Below are 22,756 nucleotides of genomic sequence, written 5' to 3'. Positions count from 1 at the left end.
CCTAGGTCTCGGCACCGACGGTCGTGCCGTCGTCGACCGAGCCCACCGGCCGGGTCGGCAGCAGCCGGGTCAGGAAGATGGCGAGCGCCGCGATGACCGCGAGCACCGTGAGACTGGTCCGCAGCCCGGTCAGCCGTGCCGTGGTGTTCTCGTCGACGACGGCGTCCGCCTCGGCCGAGGTGAGGTCGGTCTGAGCCAGGGCGTCCTCGAGGTCCCGGTCGGAGACGAAGGGGACGCCGCCGGCGAGCTCGACCTGCGCTTGGTCGCTGACGGACTCCGGGACGTCGGGGTTGCCCTCGATGCCGAGGAAGAAGCTGGCCGACAGCGCGCCGATGAGCACCGACCCCGCCAGCGCCGTACCGAGCGAGGCCCCGAGGTTGGTCGCGGTGTTCTGCAGCCCGCCGACCTCGCCGCTGCGCTGGTCGGAGACGGACGAGACGGTCACGGCACCGAGCTGGGAGGAGAGCGCGCCGACACCCAGGCCCGCGAGCAGCAGGGGGACCGTGACGACCTCGGCCCCGGCGCCGTACTCCAGGGCGCCGATCATCGAGATGATCCCGGCGAGCAGGCAGGCCAGGCCGCCGGTCACGATCCGCCGCGGTGAGACCCGCGGCCAGACCCGAGGGATCCCGATGGCCGCGACCAGCAGCGTCACGGACAGCGGCAGCAGCCGCACCCCGGTGTCCAGCGCGCTGAGCCCCAGCGCGACGGAGAGGAAGAGCGGGATCGTGAAGAACAGCCCGGCCTGGAGCAGGAACTGGAAGAAGAACATGGTCAGCCCGCCGACGAGCCGGGCGTTGCGCAGCAGGCCGAGGTCGACCAGGGGCTCGCGGCCGAGGCGCGCCATCCGCGCCTCCCACCAGAAGAAGACCCGGAGGACCACGAGGCCGGCGAGCACCAGCCACACCGTGGCCGAGATGCCCAGCAGCTCGGGGGCACCGGGCTTCGGCGTGACCCAGCCCCACGCGCCCGAGCGCAGCACCCCGAAGACGGCGAGGCCGAGCCCGAGCGCCGAGAGCACCACGCCGACCAGGTCGAGGCGCGCCCGCACCCCGGGAGCCGCGTCCTGGATCCTCCGGGTCATGAGCAGGATGCCGATCACGACGATCACCTCGCCGGCGAAGACCAGCCGCCAGGTCCAGTACGTCGTGACGGCGCCGCCGATCAGTGGACCCGCGGCGACGGCGATGGCGCCTGCGGAGGCGACCAGACCGTAGGCGCGGGGTCGGTCGGCGGCGCCGAAGTTGGAGGCCACCAGCGTCACGATCGCCGGCATGATCAGCGCCGCTCCGACCCCTTCGAGCACCGACCAGCCGACGATGAGCACCGCGAGGTTGGGTGACAGGGCGGTGGTCAGCGACCCGGCGCCGTAGATCACGCACCCGATGGCGAACGCCCGGCGGTGACCGATCATCGAGCCGATCTTGCCGCCGGTGATCATCATCGTCGCCATCACCAGGGTGTAGAGCGTGATGGCGGTCTGCACCCCGGTGATCGTCGTGCCCACGTCCTCGGCGACCTGCGCGATGGACACGTTCATGACCGAGCTGTCCAGGGTCATCAGGAACTGGCCGGACGCCAGCGTCAGCAGGACGGTGCCGTGCGCGGTGGTGCTCCTCACCGGCTGCCGGTCACCGGGTGGTCTTGAGCTGCGCGCACAGCGCCCAGATGACGATGGCGTTGAAGCCGATGATGAACGCGCTCCAGACCGGGTAGACCGGCAGGAACATGAAGTTGGTCAGCATCGACAGGCTCGCGATCATGATGCCCGTGATCTGCCCCCAGCTCGCGCGCCGGAGGATGCCGACGCCGACCGCCAGGCCGAGCACCCCGAGGATGATGTGCACCCAGCCCCAGGCCGTCATGTCGAACTTGTAGAGGTACTCGCTGCCCTGCGCGTAGAGGTCGTCGTTCGCGACGGCGGAGCCGCCCTGGAGGATGTCGAAGGCCGAGGTGAGCAGGAGCAGCACGCCGGCGAAGGTGGCCGTCAGGTCCGCGACGAACCCCCGTGCCGAGTCGTCGACGTCGGGTCGGGTCTGAGCGCTCACGTGTCCTCCTCCGAAGGTCGGAGCACGATCGTGCCTCCGGCGCGGGTGGAGGCGCCCCACCCCAGGACGGGTGGACCCCCGCGTCGGGCGAGGACGGCCCGACGACCGCCCGCGGTCGGCTAGCGCTGCGGAGGGCGGCGTCCGACGATCACCGCGCCGTGGACGAGCCTCGCGACGAACCACGCGACGTACGCCGCCACCCCGCCCACGACTGCCCGGGGCGCACGGTCTCGAGCCGGGTGCATGGGCAACGCTCCTCTCCCGCGACCTCCACGTCGTGGAGGCGGTAGCCCACGGCGGCGCGGTCATGCCGGTCCCGGGCGCATCCCGCCGTACGTCACCCCTCTCGGTGGGTTTGCCGTGGGTGCCCGGTCGGTACCGGAGATCCCGTGACAGCCGCCGGTCGGGCGGCGCCAGGCAGGGAGGACGGAGCCATGACAACCGCACGAGACATCGTGAGTGGCGGCGCCGGTCCCGCCTCCGGTGATCGACGGTCACGAGCAGGGCGGGGCCACCTCCGCAGGCGGCGACGACCGTCGGTGGGGTGGTCGTGAACGAGAGGCACCGGCCCTGGCAGGGCGTGGTGATGGTCGACATGCAGGTCGACTTCTTCAACGACGCCGAGCTGGAGCGCTGTCGCGAGGATTTGGTCACGACCTGCAACCGTCTGGTCGACGCAGCGCTCCAGCGCGGTCTGCCGGTCATCGAGATCCGCACGGTCCACCGCCGCGACGGGAGCACGTGGGCCCTGAACATGGTGGACGACGGCGCCGGGATGACCATCGAGGGGACCGCCGGTGCCGCACCGGTCGACGGACTGCACCATGCGGGCTGCACCGGGGACGTCGCGCTCGTGACCAAGACCCGGGACAGCGCCTTCCACGGCACCGACCTGAGCGACCTGCTGGCCGCACACGGGGTCGAGTCGTTCCTGCTGTGCGGCGTCTCGACCGAGTCCTGCATCGCGGCGACCGCGACCGACGCGTACGCGCGTGACCTCAGCGTGGCCGTGGTCCTCGACGCCACGGCCTCGGTCCGGTGGGACTTGCACGACCACACGCTGGCCGGGTTGCGCGCGCAGTACCGCCAGCCGTCGCTGAGCGCGGACGAGGCGATCGTCGCCCTGGCCGACGCGCCGCCGGGCAGCGCCGTGGGCGCCGACAGGAGCAGCACCGCAGCACGGTGGGGTGGAGACCCGGGTGCCGGACCGACATGAGGGCCGCCGTTGCGGGGTACGTCCCACGGCATGATGTTGAGGTTCGAGGTGGCCCGCGACAAGCAGGATGACCTGGGTGCACGCATCGGGGACGTGGCGCAGGAGGCGATCGACGCGGTCGCGCTGGCCTACGCCCACGATGCCGCGACCGACGTCGAGCGGCGGCTGGAGGCGGAGTTCGCGAGCCGCGGGATCGTCGCCGCGGACGCCGAGACCCTCGACGAGATCCAGCGGGGGATCCGAGCCGGTCGGACACCGTCCGTCGGTCGCCCGGACGGATCGCCCCCCGGCGGCCAGGCGACGCCGTGACCGACGTCCGCCCCGATCGGTCGAGACCGACCGCCCGGCCTCAGTCGGGGCTCGGCGTTCGGCGCTGAGCCTGCAGGACGCCTCGAGCCGTCTGGGTCAGGGTCTGACCGGAGGCCTCGGCGCGGGCGATGAGCGCGTCGTACGCCGCGCTCATGTCGACGTCGTCGGTGTAGGCGATGACGCCCTTGGCCTGCTCGACGAGCTCACGGGCACCGATGGCTGCGTGGACGCGGGCGGCGGCCTCGTCGACGGAGACCGGGACGGAGTGGACGACCGCGATGGTGGCGACGTCCGCGAACGCCTGGCCGGCCCGGGGATCGGTGGCCACGGACCGCGGAGCCTGGCGGAAGACGTTGAGGCCACCGACCGCGACCCCGCGCCAGCGCATGGGGAACGCCTCCACGTGGGCGTAGCCGGCGTCGACGATGGCGGGGCCCACCTCGGGCCACCTGGACCTGAGGTGGTCGGCGCCGGACAGGGACAGGGCTGCACTGGTGGCCAGCACGTCGATGCAAGGCCCCTGGGTGCGCTGGGCCTGCAGCATCTCGAGCTCGGCGACGCGGTGCGACGTCGCGGACAGCAGCGACAGCTCACCGCCCGCGTCGCGGGCGAGGATCGCCACGGCGTCGGCGTCGAGGAGGTGGGCGCAGTCGGTGACGAGGTGGTGCAGGACGTCGGCGACATCGGGCTCGGCGACGAGCGCGGCGGCTGCGTCGGCGAACGCCTCGGCGGTCGTAGGTCGAGTCGACATCAGGTCTCCCTCTGATCGGTGGCGTCGTCGAGGTCGGAGTCGGGGTCGGGCCTGAAGGTCAGCTCGCGCGCGAGGACCGCGCGGCTGACCTCGCCCATCGTCGCCTCGTGGGCGAAGGCATGGGCGCGCAGGACGGCGAGCGCGTCAGCAGGTGCGAGGCCGAGCTGAGCCACGATCATGCCGGTGGCCTGGGACACCTTGTCGCGCTCGGACCACACCGTGTGGTCGCCGTCCTCCTCGGGGATGCCGCCGACGAGGGCGGCCCCGATGACGTCGGCGAGGAAGGCGAGGTCATCGACCGAGCGGGTGAGCGGACGGTTCTGACGCACGTGGAGGCTGACGACCCCGACCAGGGTCCGGTCCGGAAGCATGGGCAAGGCGTAGATCAGCGTCGACGCCACCGGAGGCGGTGCCGAGGTCATCAGGACGGGCCACCGCGTGAGCTGTTCGTCCCAGGACGTGCTCGCGACCGGTCGTGCGGTGCGGAGGGCGTCGAGGCTGGGCCCTTCTCGCAGCGTGTCCTGGACGTCCTCGAGAAGGGAGACCATCTCGTCGGTCACGCACAGCACGGTCCGCTCGGCGGTGGGGAACCCGAGCGAGATGGCGCCGCCGTCGGCGGCGGCGAACTTGGTGTAAGCGCGGCACAGGCGCAGCGCGAACGGCTCTCCGGGCGCCATCCGCGCGAGCTCACGGGTCAGGCTGGTCACGAGGGCGCCACGGTCGTTCACCGAACAAACACCTCTCGCGAACGCTGGGTGCTCAACCGTACTCCGGCAGCCGGGTCGCAGGTCCGAGCCGGCGGCGGCAGGCGGTCCGATCGGGCGAACTCCACCCGTTCGGGTGGTTTCCGGACCGGTTGTGGCGGCAACATAACGGACGGGTAGGGGCGGACCTCGGCGATCCCCTTACGCAGTGTGGAGGCCGAGGTCCGCCAGGCTCCCCATGTCGCCGCCCGGTCAGTGATCCGGCTGCTCGGTGCCGTTGACCGAGCGGAACCGCTCCGGCTCGAATCCGTGCCTCAGCCCCCAGGCCACCGCCTGGGAGCGGCGCTGGACGCCCAGCTTGCGGTAGACGTTGCGGATGTACGACTTGACCGAGTTGATGCTGAGGTAGGCCTTGTCGGCGATCTCCTGGTTCGTGAGGCCCTGGGTGATGAGCGCGATGACCTCGGCCTCGCGGGCCGACAGTCCCAGGTCCTTGCCGGGCCACGCACCGGTCTCACTGTCGGGCCGCGCGTCGGCGGGCGGCGTCACTCTCGCCCCGGCGTGGATCTTCTCGAGGGCCTCCACCATGCGGACGACCGGCATCCCCTTCCACAGGTAGCCCGCGGCCCCGGCCGCCATCGCCTGCTCGATCAGCTCGTGATGGAGGTTCCACGTGAAGACGACGACCTTGGGCGTGCCCCCGGCCGACAGCCCGGCGACGTCGATGCCGTCGCCCTGGGCCTGGGCGAAGGTGTCGTAGAGGATGATGTCGACGTCGGACGCCGTCGGCTCGTTGGAGTCCAGCTCGACGATCTCGATCCGGTCGGCGTACGGAGCGAGAAGCGTGGCCACTCCGGCGACCACGAGCTCGTAGTCGTCGTTGATCGCGATCCGCACGGGCGGGGCGGCAGCGGCCATGTCGCGAGCCTTCGCACGTCGGCCGGGTGCGTCATCGCGCCGGAGGGGCCGGGCCCGACGCCGTCCGCGCCACGCTCCGTTGCTACTCCGACAGCTCGCGCGGGCCTCCGGCGACATCGTCGAGGAACTCGCGCACGATCAGGCCGAGCAGCGCCGGTCGGTCCTGGGCGACCAGGTGTCCGGCGTCCGGTACGACGGCGAGCTGGGCCTCGGGGATGCTCCGCGAGATCAGGAGCGTGTGCTCGGGGCGGATGACGTCGCGGTCGCCGACCACGACGAGGACCGGCGCACGCACCGCCTCCAGCTGGGCCGGCTTGATCTGCGGCTCCGTCTCCCACATCCGGGTGAGCTTGGCGACGATGACCTCCTCGTGCCCGGGACCGTCGGGGGTCAGGTCGCGGTACTCGCGCTCGATCTGCGCGCTGGCCTCCGCCGACGTCGCGCGGGCGAAGTCCTCGGCGGGCACGAAGCCGTCGGGGTCGAGGTTCGCGCTGATGGACACGACCGACCGGACCCGTGCGGGGTGCTCCATCGCCATCATCAGCCCGAGGATCGCGCCGTCGCTGAACCCGACGACGTGGGCCGAGTCGACCCCGACCACGTCGAGGTAGGCGATCGTCTCCGCGAGCGCGCCGGCATAGCTCAGCGAGCCCACGCGGTCCGCCGTGCGCCCGTGGCCCACGCGCTCCGGCGCATGCACGCGGTAGGCGTCGATCAGCCCGTCGCCCAGGGAGCGCAGGTTCTCGATCGAGCAGTAGCCGCCGTGCAGCATCAGCACCGGCTCACCCGCACCCGCCACCTCGTGGTAGCTCGCGTGGCCGAGCACGTCGACGTAGGGCACGGCGCAGACTCTAGGCGTTGCCCACACGCCCTGCCCGGCTCCCCGGTGGTTGAGGTGACGCGGTACGTCGTCCCGGTGGTTGAGGTGCGAGGGCCGCCACGCGCGAGCCTCGAAACCCGCACGGGGCGGTACGTCGTCCCGGTGGTTGAGGTGACGCGGTACGTCGTCCCGGTGGTTGAGGTGTGAGGGCCGCCAGGCCCGAGCCTCGAAACCCCCGCAGCGAACGCAGGGCAACGAGCACGGCATCCAGGTCCGCTCGGGTCGTTCGCCGACAGGCCAGCTACGCGGGTACCGCGAGCGGTGGTTGCGGTCGCCTGCCGGCCTACCGGTGGTTGAGGTGTGAGGCGCGCCAGCGCCGAGCCTCGAAACCACCACCCAGAGACACGTCGTCCGCGTGGCCCAAACGTTGCTGGAAGCCCCTCCACAGACCGCCGCTCCAGGTGTGGATGAACCCCACTGATCGTGACCTCTTCGTGACCCAGGACCCTGTGAAAACAGGGGTTCTGAGCCTCTCACTGTCGGTGGTCAGTGCTTGGCTAGAACCATGACCACGATGACCACGCCCCACCACCAGGTGGCGCAAGCGACCGCGCAGATGCGCGGGATCGCCGATGGTCTGGTGGAGGCGTCGGTGTGGTCGATGAGCGCTTCCGAAGCGGCGTCGACGCTAGTCGAGCTCACGCGCCTGGAGGCGCAGGTCGTGGAGCTGAAGACCCGGGTTGCCGCGCATGCCGACGAGGTCCAGGTCGGCACCGAGACCGGCGCCACGAGCACATCGAACTGGTACGCCCACCAGACCCGCGAGACCAGGTCTGCCGCATACCGGACCGTGCGCCGCGGCTACGACCTCGGCATCTACGACCGGGTCCGATCAGCGCTCGCCCGCGGCGACCTCCGCTTGGAGCAGGCGGACGTGATCATCCGGTCGGTCAAGGCACTGCCCGAAGGTCTGGACCCGGAGCTGCTGATCAAGGCCGAGGAGCACCTCGTCACCGCCGCGGAAGAGCACGACGCGAAGCGCCTCACCATCCTCGGGCGCCGGCTGCTGGAGGTCATCGCCCCGGACTTGGCCGACCAGCACGAGTCCGACCTCCTCGAGAGGGAAGAAGCAAAGGCGGCACAGGCGTGCCGGCTCACGATGAGCGACGACGGACACGGCAAGGTCCACGGACGGTTCACCCTCCCCGCCCTGGAGGCAGCAGAGCTGAAGAAGATGCTCATCGGCCTCGCCGCACCCAAGCACCTCGCCGCCACCCACAGCCCCGGCGTCGAACGCAGACCCGGACCCGAGCGGATGGGCAGAGCGTTCGCCGAGCTCATCGAAAGGATCAGCGCCAAGGACCTCCCCCAGGTCGGCGGCAGGGACGCGACGATCGTGGTGACCATCGACCACGACACCCTCCTCGGCCGGCTCGAGAAGGCCGGGGTCCTCGACACCGGAGAACGGATCTCCGCAGCTACAGCCAGACGGCTGGCGTGCACCGCGAGGATCATCCCCGTCGTCCTCGGCGCGGACTCCGAGGTCCTCGACGTCGGGAGAGCCAGACGGTTCTTCACCAAGGCCCAGCTCACCGCCATCAGTCTGCGCGACGGAGGCTGTGTGGCTGAGGGTTGCGACTGGCCACCGTGGATGTGCCACGCCCACCACTGGACCAGGTGGACCGACGGAGGTCCTTCCGATCTCGACAACGCCGGACTCCTCTGCCCGAGACATCACGCCCGAGCCCACGACCCGACGTACGAGACGACCCGACATCCCGGCAAGGTCAGCTTCCACCGCAGGAGCTAGCGAGGCACGACGGCCCAACGGATCACCGGAGTCGGAGGGCCACGGCTCCACGTGGGACACTCCTGCCGTGGGAGCCCGTGTCGACGCCGGTGTGCTGTGGGCGCGCGCGCTGGTGCTGGGCGGCCTGGCGTTCTTCCTCGGGGTCGTCGGCCACGTGACGGCCGACGGGCTGCTGCCCGGGCCGACGTTCCTCGGAGCCCTGCTGGTGATGTCGGTGCTGCTGAGCGCCCCGATGCTCGGCCGGCCGGCGTCGTCGTCGCGCATCGTCGCGATGCTCGTCGGCGGCCAGACCCTGCTGCACCTCGTGCTGTCGGTCACCGCGGGCCACGCCGGCGACCAGGTTGCCGGTGTGGGCGTGGCACGGGGCGCCGCCCTGGACACCCTCCCGGTCCTCGACGGCCGCCGGGTCGGATCGCTCCAGGACGCGTACGACGGGGCCGGCGACCAACCGGGTGCGCTGGCACCAACGCTGCCCGTCGGCCACCTGGTCGACGACCTGTCGGCGCACGCGCCGATGATGGTCGCGCACCTCGCGGTCGCGGCGCTCCTCGGGCTCTGGCTGGGGTACGGCGAGCGGTGCCTGTGGACACTGATCGCTCTCACCGGTCGCCGCATCCTCGCCGCGACCTGGGCTCTCCAGCCGGTCGTCGTCGGTGACCCGCGGGTCACGACGCACGACGCCGTACGCGCGCCGTCCGGGCCGCGGTCGGTCTGGCTGGTCCGCCCCGACTCCCGTCGCGGACCGCCTCTCCTCGCTGCCTGACCAGCAGACCCACGCCGGACCCGCTCGGGTCCCGGCGTACTCGCGCGTCCCCGCGCGCCCACTCCTCGAGGAGAACCCATGACCGACGTACTCGCGCCCCGGCGCGATCCCGCAGACCCGTCCCGACCACCGCGTCCACCGACCTCCGGCGGCTGGTTCCGGGCGGTCTGGCGCTGGCACTTCTTCGCCAGCTTCCTGGTCGTCCCCGTGCTGCTCCTGCTCGCGGTGACCGGCCTGATCTACCTCTTCCGCTTCCAGCTCGAGCCCCTGATGCACGCCGACCTGATGAAGGTCGACCCACCGTCGGACGCGGTGGCGCAGCCCTATCTCCAGCAGCTCGCGGTCGTCGAGGCGGCGTACCCCGGCTCGACCGCGGTCTCGCTGGCCGAGCCCCGCAACGCCGACAGCCCGACGATCGTCTCGATCACGACCGCCGCCGGGGAGGGCCGCGACGTGTACGTCAGCCCGTACGGCCCGGAGGTCCTGGGCTCCCTCGACCCGGACTCGACGCTGTCCGGGACGGCCATCCGCCTGCACGGCGACCTCATGGTCGGCACCTGGGGCGACTACGTGATCGAGCTCGGCGCCTGCTGGGCGGTGGTCATGGCGATCACCGGCTACTACCTCTTCATCCGCGGCTGGCGAGCCCGGCGCAGGGCTCGCCGGGCCGACCGGCCGGGCACGCGGCTCCGCAGTCGTCACGGACTCGTCGGAGCGGTCGCCGGGATCGGCCTGCTCGCGCTGCTGGTCACCGGCCTGCCGTGGACGGGCTTCTGGGGCGCGCAGGTGCAGACCCTCGCGACCGAGCGCGGCAGCTCGATGTGGAGCACGGACCCGGGCGCGGCCAGCGACCCCACCTCCACGCTCGACGAGTCGCTGCCGCACAGCCATGCCGTCGACGTGCCGTGGGCGATGGGTGACTCCGACGTACCGTCCTCCACGCCGCCCGCCGACGGCGACGAGCGCAGCGTCGCCAACGTCGACACCGCCGTCGAGGTCGCGGGCGCCGAAGGGCTCCGGCACCCGATGACGGTGGCGCTCCCCGCCGCCGACGACGAGGGCGGCGTCTACTCGGTCATCGGCTACGCCTTCGACGCGCCGTCGGACGAGCGGACCGTGCACGTCGACCGGTACGGCGGCGGGGTGGTGTCGACGTACGGCTTCGACGACTACCCGGTGCTGGCCAAGGTGGTCGCCCAGGGCATCGGCCTGCACGAGGGGCGCAGCCTCGGGCTGTGGTCCTTCTGGGGCTCCGCGCTGATGTGCCTGTCGATCGTCTTCCTGTGCCTGAGCGGACCGCTGATGTGGTGGCGTCGCCGCCCGAGGAGCAGCGGGGTGGTCGGAGCGCCGCGCGGCAGGCTCCCCATCAGGACGACCCCGGTGCTCGCCGTCCTGCTCGTCGCGCTCGGGGTCTTCCTGCCGCTCTTCGGGCTCTCGCTGCTGGTCGTCCTGGTGCTCGACCAGCTCGTCCTGCGGCGGGTGCCGGCGCTGGGGCGGTGGTTCGCGACGATGCCGTAGCGACGGGTCAGGCGGTGGCGGACCGCCGGGCGCTGCGCTCCTCGTGGCGGGCGGTCCGGCGCCGGCGCAGCCGACGGACCAGCCGGGGCGCGTGCGCCTCGGCGGCCGGCAGGTCGATCAGCCGGTTGAGGAGCTGGTGGTAGCCGGTCGGGGTCAGGTCGAACCGCTCGCGGATGACCTCGTCCTTGGCGCCCGCGTGGGTGACCCAGTCGTCCTCGAACGCGAGGATCTCGCGGTCGAGGTCGGTGAGGTCGTCCATGGCACAGATCCTCACACGAGGCCGGAGGAGACCAGGAACCGGTCCACCTCGATCCGCAGTGCCACCCGCTGCGGATTGGGCTTCGGGGTGCGGTAGCGCGCGGCGTACCTCTCCACCGCACGCGCGACGGAGACCTCGTCGGAGAGCACCTCGGCGGTGCCCTCGATGGTCGACCAGCGACCACCCTCGACCTGGCAGGCCGCGACCCGACCGTCGGCGGCGGCGTGCCGGGCCTTGCGGGAGGAGCCGTTGGTGATCACCCACGCGCAGCGCTGCTCGACGTCGAGCGCGACCCCGACCGGCACGAGGTGGGGTCGGCCGTCGGCGCGGAGCGTCGTGAGTGTGCAGAGGTGGCGCTCGGTCCAGAACTCCAGGAGCGCGGAAGGGATGTCGGCCCAGTCGGGCTGCCAGGAGGTCACCCGCACATGCTGGCACGCCCCCACTGGATACGGTCGGGGCATGCCCAGCCTCGCACGGCTCATCGACACCGCCATGGACCGCACGGTCGCGCCCGGCTACACCCGGTTGGGCCCCGCCGTACGCCGGCGCCTGTCGACCTGGCCGGCCGACCCGCCGACCGACGCCCTGGCGGGCAGGCGGGCCCTGGTCACCGGAGCCAGCAGCGGGCTGGGCGCCGCGACCGCCGAGGGGCTGGCCGCGCTGGGCGCCGAGGTCGTCCTGGTCGTGCGCGACACCGACAAGGGCGCCGCGGTCGTCCGTGAGATCCAGGGCCGGCGACCGCTCGCGAGGCTCGACGTGCAGCGCTGCGACCTGGCCGACCTCGACGACGTACGGCGTTTCGTCGCGGCCGACTCGGCGGACGTCGACGTCCTCGTCCACAATGCCGGCGCGATGCCGCCGACCCGCACCGAGTCGCCGCAGGGTCACGAGATGACGATGGCGCTGCACGTGCTCTCGCCGGTGCTGATGACCGAGCTGCTGGGGGACCGTCTGCGCGACGGCCGGGTGGTGATGGTGACCTCCGGTGGCATGTACACCCAGCGGCTGCGGGAGGACGACCCGGAGTTCGTGACCGGGAAGTACTCGGGCACGACGGCGTACGCGCGCAGCAAGCGCGCCCAGATCGAGCTGCTCCCGATCCTCCAGCGACGCTGGCAGCCGCGCGGCGTCGACGTGCACGCGACCCACCCCGGCTGGGCCGACACCCCGGGAGTCGCGGAGTCGCTGCCGACCTTCCGCAAGATCACCGGTCCGCTGCTGCGAGACGCCGCCGAGGGTGCGGACACGACCGTCTGGATCTCCGCGACCCAGCCGCCTCCCGCGGGCGGTCGGCTCTGGCACGATCGGCAGCCGCGACCGACGCAGCTCCTACGGCGTACCCGCACCGGCGACGCCGAGCGTGACCGGATGTGGTCGTGGGTGCAGGAGCTGCTGGGCCTCTAGATCCAGCGGGTGAACCAGATCCGGTCCATCCACTCGCTGTGGGTCAGCAGCCCGTTGGTCCAGATCGGCCAGAACCAGGCGAAGTTCAGCAGCACCAGCACCAGGTAGGCGCCGGCCACCACGACGCCGGCCGTACGCCGTGGCGAGGGCGCGGTCGAGCGCCCGAGCAGCTGGCCGATGGCGAGCGTGATCGCGAGCACCATGAACGGCAGCGTGATGATCGCGTAGAAGGAGAAGATCGGGCGGTCGTCGTACTGCAACCACGGCAGCCAGGTCGAGGCCGCGCCGACCACGGCGACGCCGTACCTCCAGTCCCGCGCCCCGATCCACATCACCACCGCCAGCAGCAGGGCCAGGCACCCGGCCCACCAGACGGCCGGCGACCCGAGCAGCAGCACCTGGCGCAGGCAGTCGCTGCCCGCCGGGGCGTCGCATCCCTGCGTGCCCGGCTTGATGTCGGTGTCGGCGGCGACCCCGACCGGCCGGTTGAGCAGCAGCCAGCCGGACGGCTTGGAGGCGTAGGTGTGGGTGCTGTCGTTGAGGAAGTGGGTGTGGAAGTCGTAGACGTCGTGGTGGTAGTACCAGAGCGACCGCAGCGACTGGGTGACCTCCCCGAGGCCGCTCGCGTCAGGCTCGGTGGCGGTCGGCCAGTCCTTGCCGCCGGCGTAGTGGGTGTACTGCGTCGCGGAGAGGTCCTGCTCGTAGGCGTGGGCGTTGACGAGCCAGCCGGTCCAGCTCGCGACGTAGACGACCAGGGCGACCAGCACGATCTGCACGAAGGCGGGGATGCCGTCGACGATCGCCGACCTCGGCACCGACCAGCGGACGCCGAACGAGCGCCGCGCCCCGGCCGACCAGAGCCACGCGAGCAGCCCGAAGGCCGCCATCGGGTAGACGGCCTCCCACTTGGTGCCGCACGCGAGGCCCCAGCAGATGCCGGCCGCCAGCAGCCACGGCCGGAGGAGCAGCCGGCGTACGGGACCCCAGGCCCGGGTGTCGTCGATCTGCTCGGGCACGAGCCGGGCCATCCTGGCGCGGTACCAGTCCCGGTCGGCGACGACGCAGTGCACGCCGCAGAGGATGAAGAAGGCGACGAAGATGTCGAGGAGCGCGAGCCGGGACAGCACGAAGTGCAGGCCGTCGAAGCAGAGCAGCAGGCCGGCGATGCAGCCCAGCAGCGTGGACCCGGTCAGGCGGCGCGCCAGGCGGCACATCACCAGCACCATCAGCGCACCCACCACGGCCGCCGAGACCCGCCAGCCGAAGGGGTCCATGCCGAAGGCCTTCTCGCCCAGCGCGATCAGCCACTTGCCGACGTCGGGGTGGACGACCATCTCCGGGGTCGACTTCCACTGGCCGGTCGTCTGGCCGGCGAGGATGTTGTCGTTGGCCTTGTCGACGTAGTCGCGCGCGTAGCCGTGGTGGAGCATCGACCAGGCGTCCTTGGCGTAGTACGTCTCGTCGAACTCGAACTCGTGCGGTCGGCCGAGGTGCCACAGCCGCAGGAAGAGCGCGATCAGGGCGACGCCGATGCTGCCCGCCCACCCGACGAACGGGTCCTCGGCGCGCACCCGCGCGCGGGCCCGCTGCCACGCCGAAGGTACGGCGTTGCCGGCGGCGTTGGTGGAGAGGCCGACACGCTCCTTCGGGGGCTCGGGCGGCGCGGCGGTCGTCACGGTGGAAGACTCTAGAACGTGACTCCTGACGCCGGCGTGCTCGTCCTCGCAGCCACGCCGATCGGCCGGGTCGCCGATGCTCCACCGCGTCTCGCCGAGGAGCTGGCGACGGCCGACGTCGTGGCTGCCGAGGACACCCGCCGGCTACGCCGACTGACCAACGACCTCGGGGTCACCGTGACCGGCCGGATCGTGTCGTACTTCGAGGGCAACGAGTCGGCGCGGACCCCGGTGCTGCTGGAGGCGCTGCTGGCGGGCGAACGGGTCCTCCTCGTGACCGACGCCGGCATGCCCAGCGTCTCCGACCCCGGCTACCGGCTGGTGGTCGCCGCGGTCGAGCACGACATCGTCGTCACGGCGGTGCCCGGTCCGTCGGCGGTGCTGACCGCGCTGGCGGTCAGCGGACTGCCGGTGGACCGGTTCTGCTTCGAGGGCTTCCTGCCGCGCAAGCCGGGGGAGCGGTCACGACGGCTCGCCGACCTGCTGCGCGAGCAGCGCACCATGGTCTTCTTCGAGGCCCCGCACCGCACCGAGGCGGCGCTGGCCGCGATGGCGCAGGCCTGGGGCGGCGAGCGGGCGGCGGCGGTGTGCCGGGAGCTGACCAAGACCCATGAGGAGGTACGCCGCGGGCCGCTCGCCGAGCTGGTCACCTGGGCGGGCGAGGGGGTGCGCGGCGAGGTCACGATCGTCGTCGCCGGAGCGGCGCCGTACGCCGAGGTCGGCTCGGACCCCGCCAGCCTGCTGGCGGCGGTGGCCGAGCTCGAGGCCGAGGGCGAGCGCCGCAAGGACGCGATCGTCGAGGTCGCGCGGCGCGCCGGCGTACCGAAGCGGGACGTCTACAACCTCGTCCACGGGGGAGAGAAGAAGGCATGAGCGATCACATCCGCACGCTGCACCACGACGGCCTCACCTTCGACGTCCTCGACGAGGGTCCGCGCGACGGCACCCCGGTCGTGCTGCTGCACGGCTTCCCCGAGCGCAGCTCGACCTGGCGCCTGGTCGCGCCGCTGCTGCACGAGGAGGGGCTGCGCACGATCGCGCTCGACCAGCGCGGCTACTCGCCCGGCGCCCGGCCGCGCCGCCGTCGCGACTACCGGATGCAGCTCCTCGTCGGCGACGTCGTCGCCCTGATCGAGGAGATCGGCGGTCCGGTGCACCTCGTGGGCCATGACTGGGGCGCGGCCGTCGGCTGGGCCGTCGGGCTCCGTCGCCCCGACCTGGTGCGCAGCTGGACGGCGATCTCGGTGCCGCACCCGGCCGCGTTCGCCCGGGCGATGAAGTCCAGGAGCCAGCGCCGTCGCTCGCGCTACATGGCCTTCTTCAACGTGCCGCTGCTGCCGGAGCTCAGCGCCCGCGTGGCCGGCGGTCCCTTCGACCAGAGCATGCGCAAGGCCGGCATGAGCGAGGACGACGTCGCTCGCTTCCGCCGCGAGATCGTGGCGTACGGCGCGCTCCCGCACGCGCTGGGCTGGTATCGCGCGCTCCCGCTGCTCAAGCCGGGCTCCACCGACCACAAGGCGACCGTGCCGACGACCTTCGTGTGGAGCGACCGCGACATCGCGATCACCCGTGGCGGCGCCGAGGCCACGGCTCGGTGGGTGGACGCGCCGTACGAGTTCATCGAGCTGAGCGGGGTCAGCCACTGGATCCCGACGCAGGCGGCCGACGCCTGCGCCGCGGCGATCATCGGGCGGGTGCGCGCGAGCGAGGACGGTTCGTGACCCGACCGCCGGCCCCGGAGCCGCTCCCGCACCCGGTCGTCGACAACCACTGCCACCTGGACATCGGGCGCGGCGACGACCCCGCGGTCCCGGTGCCGGAGGCCCTGGCAGCGGCGGCCGCGGTCGGCGTACGCCGGATCGTGCAGATCGGCTGCGACCTGCCCGGTGCCCGGTGGGCGGTCGAGGCCGCGTCGGCGTACCCCTCCCTGGTGGCGGGCGTCGCCCTGCACCCCAACGAGGCGCCCCGGTTGGACTCCCTGGACGAGGCGATGGCCGAGATCGAGGCTCTGGCCGGCGCGCACGACCGCGTGCGGGCGGTGGGCGAGACCGGGCTCGACCACTTCCGCACCGGCGAGGAGGGTCGGGCCGTGCAGGAGGAGTCGTTCCGACGGCACATCGATCTCGCCAAGCGGCTCGACAAGACGCTGGTGATCCACGACCGCGACGCCCACGACGACGTGCTGCGCGTGCTCGACTCCGAAAGCCTGCCCGAGCGGTGGGTGATGCACTGCTTCTCCGGCGACGCCGCCTTCGCCCGCGCCTGCCTCGACCGCGGCGCGCACCTGTCCTTCGCCGGCACGGTGACCTTCAAGAATGCCGGGGACCTGCGCGACGCGCTCGCGATCACCCCCCTCGACCGGGTGCTGGTCGAGACCGACGCGCCGTACCTCACCCCGACGCCGCACCGCGGCCAGGTCAACGCCTCCTACCTGGTGCCGCTCACCGTCCGGGCGATGGCCGAGGTCCGCGGTGACGACCTCGCCGATCTCTGCGCTGCGATCGACGGCAACACGGAGGTGGCGTTCGGGGGGGCGTGGTAGCCGGGGATACCCGGTTAACCGGGTATCCCTGAACTTCTCGGCCTCTGCACGCCCCCAGAAGTTGACGAAGTGCCCGAGGAGTCAAGCGGGCAGCAGGTCCGGCCGGGCGTCCGCGAGTACGGCGTCGCGGTCGTCCGCCAGCACGAACCCGGCCGCGATCGCGGCATCCGTCGCCGTCTCGTACGCCGTCAGGTACGCCGCCCGCGACGGCCAGAGGTCGGCCAGCACCTCGGGCGGGATCGGCAGCGTGCGCCCGAAGAGCGCGCAGATCGGGGAGGCGTCGGGAGCGGCGAGGCCGGAGAGCACCTGGACGGCCGCCTCCACCACGGGCGTGCGGACGCCGCCGACCACGTTGCCGGCCGCGTCCAGCTCGAAGCCCGCACCGACCACCGACAGCCGCGGAGCAGCAGGCGGCGCGGCCCCGCCGCGCGCCCAGGACTCCAGCCACCGCAGCGCCGCGCGGACGACGTACCCCTGCTGACCCCGGTTCACCGGGTCCGGACAGCCGAGGAACGGCTCGAACTCCCCGATCTGGACGAGGTCGGCATGGGCGGCCCCCGCCACCTCCCACAACCGGACCAGTGCCGAGTCCGGCTGCCGGGCGGGCAGGTAGTCGAGCCGGCCGAAGAGGTCGCCCTCGGTCTGCACGATGATCACCGGCACCGGGAGGTCGGTCCGGATCGTCACGGGGTCGCCGCCCATCCGCTCGACCAGGTCCACCCCGCGCCCCACGGCCCCCAGCGGCAGCCCGACGCCGCCGCGGCTGTGCACCAGGAACCCGTCGAAGACCCCGGCGTCCGGCTGGACCACGTTCGCGTACGTCGTGAGCGCGAACGCCGACTGCGACTCGCCGATCGCCAGCACGCAGGTCGCGCCGAGGTCGGCGGCCAGGCCGCGGGCGACCTGGGTGTAGATGTCGTAGCAGTACGCGTCGCCCGGGTGCGCCAGGTCGCCGTACCGGACGGGGTCGACGCCCTTCAGCCCCGAGACGCCGGCCCCGGCGTCCACCGCGGCCGTCCCACCCTCGACCCCGACGTACTGCGCCGACACGCCCGCCCAGGCGTGCCCGCGCCGGACCAGCTCCTCGGCCAGGTAGGTCCAGTCCGGGGCCGCGTCCGAGCCGCTGCTGACGTTGAGCCACTCGACGACCAGCGTCCCGCTGCCCCCGGTCGCCGGACGCCGCAGGACCACGCGGGTGCGGTACGCCGCGTCGGGGTGGCCGCCGTACGACGCCGCCGTCCCCGCGGCGGAGAGCTCGGTCTCGACCCAGTCCAGCGCGGCGAGGTCGGGTCCGGCGGCCGCGGTCATCAGCGAGACACCGTTTCCGCTGGTCAGAGGGGCAAAGGAGGGGGTCCGGGCGACGGGCACGCGGTGACTTTACCCACGAGATCCCGGTCACGACGGGCCCATTTCTGACAAGTTCGGTTTGCAATCACCGGGGAAGGCTGGTGGTCTGGACAGCTGATGGCCGGGATCGGGACCTGATTTCGCCTCCTGCCAGGGCTCTTCCCAGCCCCGGCGCCCGAGGCCCGGAGAGCACGACGTTCGGAGAACTGTGCCCGACAACGAGCACTCGACCTGGCTCCGCCGAGCCGCCACCAGCCGCCCCCTGATGATCACCCTCGCAGCAGTGGTCCTGCTCGCCGTCGCCGGCAGCACGTGGGGCTACACCGCACTCAGCAAGACCGTCACCGTGACCCTCGACGGCAAGTCGCAGCAGGTCAGCGCCTTCGGCGGCACCGTCGGCGACGTGCTCGCCGACCAGGGTGTCGAGGTCACCGCCCGCGACGACGTCGCGCCGGCCGTGGACCAGGCGATCGACGACGGCACCCGCATCTCCGTGCACTTCGCCCGTCCCCTCGAGGTCAACGTCGACGGCAAGGCGAAGACCTACTGGGTCACGTCCACGACCGTCTCGCGCGCCCTCGTCGAGATCGGCCACCCGTACGCCGGGGCCGAGCTCTCGACCAGCCGCGGTGGCGGCATCGAGCGCAAGGGCCTGTCTCTCGACGTCGTCACCCGCAAGGACCTGGTCGTCAAGCTCGGCGGCCGCAAGGCCGTCCACCGCAGCGTCACCGCGCTCACGGTGCAGGACGCGCTCGACGAGCTCGGCGTCGAGGTCGGCAGGCACGACCGGACCGAGCCGGCCGCCGACCACGTCCTCGAGGACGGCGACAAGCTCGTCTTCACCGACATCCGCGTCCTCAAGAAGCGGGTCCGCGACGAGGCCGTCGGCTTCGACACCGTCGAGCGCGACGACGACTCGATGGCCAAGGGCGAGACCGCGGTCGCCCGCGACGGCCGTACCGGTCTGCGCGACGTCACCTACCGGATCGTCCTGCGCAACGGCGACGTCGCCGCGCGCAAGGTCGTCCGGCAGAGCCTCGTCCGGGCCCCCGTCGACGAGATCGTGAAGGTCGGCACCAAGGAGCCGAAGACCAACTTCGCCGGCGGCGGCTCGGTCTGGGACCGGCTCGCCGGGTGCGAGGCCGGCGGCAACTGGGCGACCAACACCGGCAACGGCTACTACGGCGGTCTCCAGTTCAACCTGGGCACCTGGCACGCCAACGGCGGCAGCGGGCTGCCCAGCGACGCCAGCCGCGAGACCCAGATCGCCATCGCGACCAAGGTCCGCGACGCCTCCGGCGGCTACGGCGCCTGGCCGGGCTGCGCGGCCAAGCTGGGTCTGCCGCGCTGACCCGCTGATCCGCAGACATGACGAAGGGCCCCGGTGCAGTGCACCGGGGCCCTTCGCTTCGTGCGACTACTTCACCTTGATGGTGACCGTCCTGCTGGTCGCGCCGAACCCGGTGGCTCCGAGGTACGACACCTTCAGCTTGTAGCTGCCCTTCTTGCTCTTGGCGGGCAGCCGCACCACGGTCTTGCCGTTCTTCAGCGTCTCCGAGCCGAGGCTCTTGCCGGCGTACGACAGCCGCACCTTGCCCGGCACCGTGAAGCCGGGCGACAGGGCGCGGATCGAGACCGCGACCTTCTTGCCCTTCTTGGCCTTGCCGACCTTCACCGACAGCGAGACCTTCGCCTTGGCGACGGTCGCGGACAGGGCGCTCGCCGAGCCGTCGGCGTACCCCGGGCTGACGAACCGCTCGGTCACCGTCACCCGCTTGCCCGCGTCAGCGGGCTTCAGGACGTACGACGTGCCGGTGCCGACCTTCTTGCCGGCGATCGACCAGACGAAGCTCGAGGTGCCGGCGACCGGCCAGGTCCCCTTGGTGACCTTGAGCGTCGACCCGACCTTCGCCGTGCCGGTGATCTTCGGAGCCTTGGTCGCCACGGGTGCGGCGCCCTCCTTGGCCGTGACGGCGTCGCTGACCGACTCGGTGCTGCTGTAGCCCTCCTTGGACCCGGTGAACGAGACCTGGATGGCGTGGCCGACATCGCCCGGCTTGACCGTGTAGGTCAGGCCGTCGGCGCCCTCGATCGGCTCGCCGTCGCGGAGCCAGGTGGCCGCCGAGGTGGCCGCACCCTCCTGGAACCACGCCGGAGCGGTGGCCGTCAGCGTCGTGTCGACGGCGCCGGAGCCCGTCAACGCCGCCGCGGTGGTCTCCGCGACGAACCGGCTGCCGATCTTGAGGACCTTGGCGTCGGTGGTCTCGTTGGACGAGACCACCTGGATCATCGTGCCCGTGCCGGCCACCTTGGTGGAGAACCAGCCCTCGCCGCCGTCGGCGTCGTAGTAGGCGTTGGGGTCGGTGTCCTCGAAGACCGGGACGCTGGCGTGCGCCGGGAGGTCGACGGACTGGTGACCCGCGGCCACCTCCTTGGTCAGCGAGACCGCGTGGGTCTCGTCGACGTCGAAGGCCGCGTCGAAGGACTGCAGGCGACCGTTGGCGGCCGACGGCGTGCCGTCACCCGACCAGACGATCGTCTCGGGCTGGGCGTCGACCGGCAGGTTGGCGCCGCGGCCCGGGTGCTCGCTGGTGTTGTTGTCCCCGTAGGCACCGTTCGAGTAGTAGAGCAGCAGGCCGTCCTCGTAGGAGTAGTGGTCGACCTTGTTGGGCGCCGAGGTCGCGTAGTCGAAGCTGTACGGGCCCTGCTTGAGGGTCTCGTCGTAGCCGTCGAAGGTGCGGTTCTCAGCCATGTAGGACTGCGCGAAGTCGTACTCGTACTGGCCGTTGACCACGGAGTAGAACCCGTTGAGGGTCCAGTCGGTGTCGGGGCCGAACGACGTCGAGTAGTCGCCGACGGAGAGGCTCTGGACCGCGAAGCCCGACCCGTGGGTGTTGCCGTCGGTGACGTAGGACCACCGCAGCTGCACGTCCTTGCCGGCGTACGCCGTGAGGTCGGCCGTCAGGTCCGTGTAGGCCTTCTGGATCCCGGTGATCCCGGCACCCCCGGTCGACTTGCTGGTCGTGACGTTGGACCAGGTGGTCCCGCCGTCGTCGGTGGCCTGCAGGTAGACGTAGTCGTAGCCGTTCTCGATGCTGTACGACACGCTCGCCGTCAGCTCGGGCGAGCCGCTGGGCACGGCGATCGTGGGGCTGGTGGCCGTGACCGTCGTCCCGTCACGCGTCCCCGAGTAGAGGTAGTTGCCGTCGAGGGGGCCATCGGCACTCTCGTGGCCGTCGGGCAGCGTGACGAGCACGGCCTGCTTGCCGGTGGACGTCGCGTGGTACGACGGGCCGAGGGTGATCTCCTGCGGCTCCTCCGAGAGCCCGTCGACGACCGCGAGGTCGTCGAACCCGTCCTCGGTCTCCGGGCCGTACCAGCCGAGGAAGAGCTTCTCCGTCGGGCCCATGTGCCCGGCTCCGGTGCCGATCGAGTCCTCACCGTGGCCGAGCCACGAGCCGGAGTCCATCAGGGTCCAGTAGCCGTTGCTGTTGTCACCGTCGCCGGTGTCGTAGTAGTCCGGCAGGCCGAGGTCGTGGCCGAACTCGTGCGAGAACACACCGAGGCCACCGTTCTCGGGCTCGGTCGTGTAGTCGTAGATGTAGTAGCCGGAGTTGCCGATCTCGACGCCACCGATCGGGGCGCAGGCCGGGCACTCCGCCGACGGCGTGGGGCCGACGTCGCCGTACCCGGCGATGTTGGCCGACCAGCGGTGCGACCAGATCGCCCACGGGGCGGCACCGGCCTCCTCGCCCTCGCCGGCGTGCACGGCCTGGAAGTGGTCGATGTAGCCGTCCGGCTCGTTGTAGTCGCCGTCGCCGTCGATGTCGTAGCGGTCCCAGACGTCGTACTGGGCGAGGTAGTCCTTGACCTGCTGGGGCGTCTTGCCCTCCGAGGCCGCGGCGAACCAGGCATTGGCGGAGTCGCCGATGAAGTTGGTCATCTCCGGCTGGTTCTCCGCGCCGTCCGCGGCGGAGTAGTAGGACTCCGGGTGGTCGACGGTGACCCAGTCGGACACGTCGCCCTCGAGGTCGAAGCGACCGCTGGACATCTCGTCGTAGAGGTCCTTGAACGACTCGTTGCCCTGCTCGGGCATGCCGTTGAAGAACATGTCCTGGTAGTGCTGCCGGTTGAAGTCCGACTTCCAGTACGTCGTGTTGTCGCTGTCGGCCGGCTCCGGGATCTCGTTGTTGAGCGGCCCCGCGGTCTGCGTGGGGAAGGCCGGGTTGCCCGTGCCGTCGCCGAAGTCCACGAGGAACGTCAGCAGCTTGGCGCTCTGGCTCGACGGGTAGTCGACCTCGGTCCCGTCGGCGAGCTGGATCGTGCGGCTCTTGCCGCGGCCCTTGAGCTTGGCGTCGCCGTTGGCGAGCTGCTCGACGGCCTGCTTGCGCTGTGCTGCGCGCTGGCTGGCCAGCGGGCTCGGGCGGTTGTCGAGCTTCTTCGCGTCCTTGGCCGCGGCGGGCGGGGCCTTCAGACCGGGTTCGGTGGCATGGGCGGGTGTAGCGACGAACGGCAGTACGGCCGCGACCGCGAGCGAGCTCACGGTCGAGATGGCACGTCTCATCAAGGGTTTCCCTCCGAGTTGCAGCGGCCCCGAGGCCGCTGGAAACGACAGTCCTCGGACAGTACTGATGATTTCGGTCAATTTCGGCCACAAATTCGTAACCATCT

Annotated in this window: 22 protein-coding genes; 10 read left to right on the top strand and 12 right to left on the bottom strand. The window is 71.8% G+C overall.

The window, feature by feature from the left end; translation table 11 throughout:
- Window position 1: 1 nt before the first annotated feature.
- The 3 genes from N542_RS0106440 to N542_RS28250 all read right to left on the bottom strand — a co-directional run bounded on the left by N542_RS0106440 (window position 2) and on the right by N542_RS28250 (window position 2,293).
- A complete protein-coding gene (locus N542_RS0106440) occupies window positions 2-1,621 on the bottom strand; it encodes an MFS transporter (RefSeq protein WP_028643222.1) in 1,620 nt (539 codons plus the stop codon).
- A gap of 10 nt (window positions 1,622-1,631) precedes the next feature.
- Entirely contained in the window at window positions 1,632-2,048 is a 417-nt protein-coding gene (locus tag N542_RS0106435) for a DUF7144 family membrane protein (protein ID WP_028643221.1), read from the bottom strand.
- Between the two features lie 119 nt (window positions 2,049-2,167).
- Window positions 2,168-2,293 carry a hypothetical protein gene (locus N542_RS28250; protein WP_269319761.1) on the bottom strand — a complete coding sequence of 42 codons (126 nt, stop codon included), beginning with the start codon at window positions 2,291-2,293 and terminating at the stop codon, window positions 2,168-2,170.
- A gap of 305 nt (window positions 2,294-2,598) precedes the next feature.
- Here N542_RS28250 and N542_RS23690 point away from each other — a divergent pair, with 305 nt between their 5' ends.
- Together N542_RS23690 and N542_RS0106420 are read left to right on the top strand one after the other, a co-directional pair.
- Window positions 2,599-3,264, top strand: a complete 666-nt coding sequence (locus N542_RS23690) for a cysteine hydrolase family protein (RefSeq protein WP_155992873.1) — start codon at window positions 2,599-2,601, stop codon at window positions 3,262-3,264.
- 30 nt (window positions 3,265-3,294) lie between these two features.
- The gene (locus N542_RS0106420) at window positions 3,295-3,573 is read left to right on the top strand and encodes a hypothetical protein (protein WP_028643220.1); all 279 of its coding nucleotides are present in this window, start codon (window positions 3,295-3,297) and stop codon (window positions 3,571-3,573) included.
- Window positions 3,574-3,613: 40 nt separating this feature from the next.
- Here N542_RS0106420 and N542_RS23685 read toward each other — a convergent pair whose 3' ends face one another.
- The 4 genes from N542_RS23685 to N542_RS0106400 all read right to left on the bottom strand — a co-directional run bounded on the left by N542_RS23685 (window position 3,614) and on the right by N542_RS0106400 (window position 6,787).
- Entirely contained in the window at window positions 3,614-4,324 is a 711-nt protein-coding gene (locus N542_RS23685; protein ID WP_051551449.1) for an ANTAR domain-containing protein, read from the bottom strand.
- Entirely contained in the window at window positions 4,324-5,052 is a 729-nt protein-coding gene (locus N542_RS27420) for a GAF and ANTAR domain-containing protein (protein ID WP_028643219.1), read from the bottom strand. Before N542_RS27420 ends, N542_RS23685 begins: the two co-directional genes overlap by 1 nt.
- Before the next feature lie 228 nt (window positions 5,053-5,280).
- On the bottom strand, window positions 5,281-5,946 hold the full coding sequence (locus N542_RS0106405) for a response regulator transcription factor (protein ID WP_028643218.1): 666 nt from the start codon (window positions 5,944-5,946) through the stop codon (window positions 5,281-5,283).
- A gap of 82 nt (window positions 5,947-6,028) precedes the next feature.
- Entirely contained in the window at window positions 6,029-6,787 is a 759-nt protein-coding gene (locus N542_RS0106400; RefSeq protein ID WP_028643217.1) for an alpha/beta fold hydrolase, read from the bottom strand.
- Window positions 6,788-7,331: 544 nt separating this feature from the next.
- On the opposite strand from N542_RS0106400, the gene N542_RS26470 reads away from it, so the two are divergent.
- The 3 genes from N542_RS26470 (at window position 7,332) to N542_RS23670 (ending at window position 10,857) form a co-directional block, all read left to right on the top strand.
- A complete protein-coding gene (locus N542_RS26470; protein WP_051551448.1) occupies window positions 7,332-8,576 on the top strand; it encodes an HNH endonuclease signature motif containing protein in 1,245 nt (414 codons plus the stop codon).
- Between the two features lie 67 nt (window positions 8,577-8,643).
- Window positions 8,644-9,339, top strand: coding sequence for a hypothetical protein (locus N542_RS26465; RefSeq protein WP_155992872.1), 696 nt, complete (start codon window positions 8,644-8,646; stop codon window positions 9,337-9,339).
- Window positions 9,340-9,417: 78 nt separating this feature from the next.
- Window positions 9,418-10,857: a PepSY-associated TM helix domain-containing protein gene (locus tag N542_RS23670; RefSeq protein WP_051551447.1), complete on the top strand. Its 1,440-nt coding sequence runs from the start codon at window positions 9,418-9,420 to the stop codon at window positions 10,855-10,857.
- A 7-nt stretch (window positions 10,858-10,864) separates the two neighbouring features.
- Here the strand turns inward: N542_RS23670 and N542_RS23665 are convergent, their stop codons facing one another.
- Together N542_RS23665 and N542_RS0106375 are read right to left on the bottom strand one after the other, a co-directional pair.
- Window positions 10,865-11,116 carry a DUF3263 domain-containing protein gene (locus N542_RS23665; RefSeq protein WP_051551446.1) on the bottom strand — a complete coding sequence of 84 codons (252 nt, stop codon included), beginning with the start codon at window positions 11,114-11,116 and terminating at the stop codon, window positions 10,865-10,867.
- Between the two features lie 11 nt (window positions 11,117-11,127).
- Window positions 11,128-11,535 (bottom strand): pyridoxamine 5'-phosphate oxidase family protein, encoded by a 408-nt coding sequence (locus N542_RS0106375; RefSeq protein ID WP_028643215.1) that lies wholly within the window; start codon window positions 11,533-11,535, stop codon window positions 11,128-11,130.
- 40 nt (window positions 11,536-11,575) lie between these two features.
- On the opposite strand from N542_RS0106375, the gene N542_RS0106370 reads away from it, so the two are divergent.
- Window positions 11,576-12,520 (top strand): SDR family NAD(P)-dependent oxidoreductase, encoded by a 945-nt coding sequence (locus N542_RS0106370; RefSeq protein ID WP_028643214.1) that lies wholly within the window; start codon window positions 11,576-11,578, stop codon window positions 12,518-12,520.
- Here N542_RS0106370 and N542_RS0106365 read toward each other — a convergent pair.
- Complete coding sequence (locus tag N542_RS0106365; protein WP_081795043.1) at window positions 12,517-14,196, bottom strand: phospholipid carrier-dependent glycosyltransferase; 1,680 nt, start codon at window positions 14,194-14,196, stop codon at window positions 12,517-12,519. The genes N542_RS0106370 and N542_RS0106365 overlap by 4 nt on opposite strands.
- A gap of 18 nt (window positions 14,197-14,214) precedes the next feature.
- Here N542_RS0106365 and rsmI point away from each other — a divergent pair, with 18 nt between their 5' ends.
- The 3 genes from rsmI to N542_RS0106350 are packed head-to-tail and all read left to right on the top strand — an operon-like array spanning window position 14,215 to window position 16,738.
- On the top strand, window positions 14,215-15,069 hold the full coding sequence (gene rsmI / locus N542_RS0106360; RefSeq protein WP_036506586.1) for a 16S rRNA (cytidine(1402)-2'-O)-methyltransferase: 855 nt from the start codon (window positions 14,215-14,217) through the stop codon (window positions 15,067-15,069).
- Window positions 15,066-15,917 (top strand): alpha/beta fold hydrolase, encoded by an 852-nt coding sequence (locus tag N542_RS0106355; RefSeq protein WP_036506583.1) that lies wholly within the window; start codon window positions 15,066-15,068, stop codon window positions 15,915-15,917. Before rsmI ends, N542_RS0106355 begins: the two co-directional genes overlap by 4 nt.
- Window positions 15,914-16,738, top strand: coding sequence for a TatD family hydrolase (locus N542_RS0106350; RefSeq protein WP_197025879.1), 825 nt, complete (start codon window positions 15,914-15,916; stop codon window positions 16,736-16,738). The genes N542_RS0106355 and N542_RS0106350 overlap by 4 nt, the downstream gene beginning before the upstream one ends.
- An 81-nt stretch (window positions 16,739-16,819) precedes the next feature.
- Here the strand turns inward: N542_RS0106350 and N542_RS0106345 are convergent, their stop codons facing one another.
- Complete coding sequence (locus N542_RS0106345) at window positions 16,820-18,106, bottom strand: alpha/beta hydrolase domain-containing protein (protein WP_331279573.1); 1,287 nt, start codon at window positions 18,104-18,106, stop codon at window positions 16,820-16,822.
- A 187-nt stretch (window positions 18,107-18,293) separates the two neighbouring features.
- Between N542_RS0106345 and N542_RS0106340 the strand changes: the two genes are divergently transcribed.
- The gene (locus N542_RS0106340) at window positions 18,294-19,436 is read left to right on the top strand and encodes a resuscitation-promoting factor (protein WP_028643208.1); all 1,143 of its coding nucleotides are present in this window, start codon (window positions 18,294-18,296) and stop codon (window positions 19,434-19,436) included.
- Window positions 19,437-19,502: 66 nt separating this feature from the next.
- Here N542_RS0106340 and N542_RS23660 read toward each other — a convergent pair whose 3' ends face one another.
- Window positions 19,503-22,649, bottom strand: coding sequence for an immune inhibitor A domain-containing protein (locus N542_RS23660; RefSeq protein WP_081795042.1), 3,147 nt, complete (start codon window positions 22,647-22,649; stop codon window positions 19,503-19,505).
- Window positions 22,650-22,756 lie beyond the last annotated feature (107 nt).

Origin of the sequence: Nocardioides sp. URHA0020, assembly GCF_000620705.1 — a bacterium.
In the GTDB taxonomy this organism is placed as follows: Bacteria; Actinomycetota; Actinomycetes; order Propionibacteriales; family Nocardioidaceae; genus Nocardioides.
Note: the sequence above shows the minus strand (reverse complement) of the source record. Positions and strands in the feature narration are given on the sequence as shown.

Bases quoted from the DNA above. Each gene is read 5' to 3' on its own strand.
- N542_RS28250 (WP_269319761.1), bottom strand. From the start codon at position 2,293: ATGCACCCGGCTCGAGACCGTGCGCCCCGGGCAGTCGTGGGCGGGGTG.
- N542_RS0106420 (WP_028643220.1), top strand. From the start codon at position 3,295: ATGATGTTGAGGTTCGAGGTGGCCCGCGACAAGCAGGATGACCTGGGT.
- N542_RS23685 (WP_051551449.1), bottom strand. From the start codon at position 4,324: ATGTCGACTCGACCTACGACCGCCGAGGCGTTCGCCGACGCAGCCGCC.
- N542_RS0106405 (WP_028643218.1), bottom strand. From the start codon at position 5,946: ATGGCCGCTGCCGCCCCGCCCGTGCGGATCGCGATCAACGACGACTAC.
- N542_RS26470 (WP_051551448.1), top strand. From the start codon at position 7,332: ATGACCACGATGACCACGCCCCACCACCAGGTGGCGCAAGCGACCGCG.
- N542_RS23670 (WP_051551447.1), top strand. From the start codon at position 9,418: ATGACCGACGTACTCGCGCCCCGGCGCGATCCCGCAGACCCGTCCCGA.
- N542_RS23665 (WP_051551446.1), bottom strand. From the start codon at position 11,116: ATGGACGACCTCACCGACCTCGACCGCGAGATCCTCGCGTTCGAGGAC.
- N542_RS0106370 (WP_028643214.1), top strand. From the start codon at position 11,576: ATGCCCAGCCTCGCACGGCTCATCGACACCGCCATGGACCGCACGGTC.
- N542_RS0106355 (WP_036506583.1), top strand. From the start codon at position 15,066: ATGAGCGATCACATCCGCACGCTGCACCACGACGGCCTCACCTTCGAC.
- N542_RS23660 (WP_081795042.1), bottom strand. From the start codon at position 22,649: ATGAGACGTGCCATCTCGACCGTGAGCTCGCTCGCGGTCGCGGCCGTA.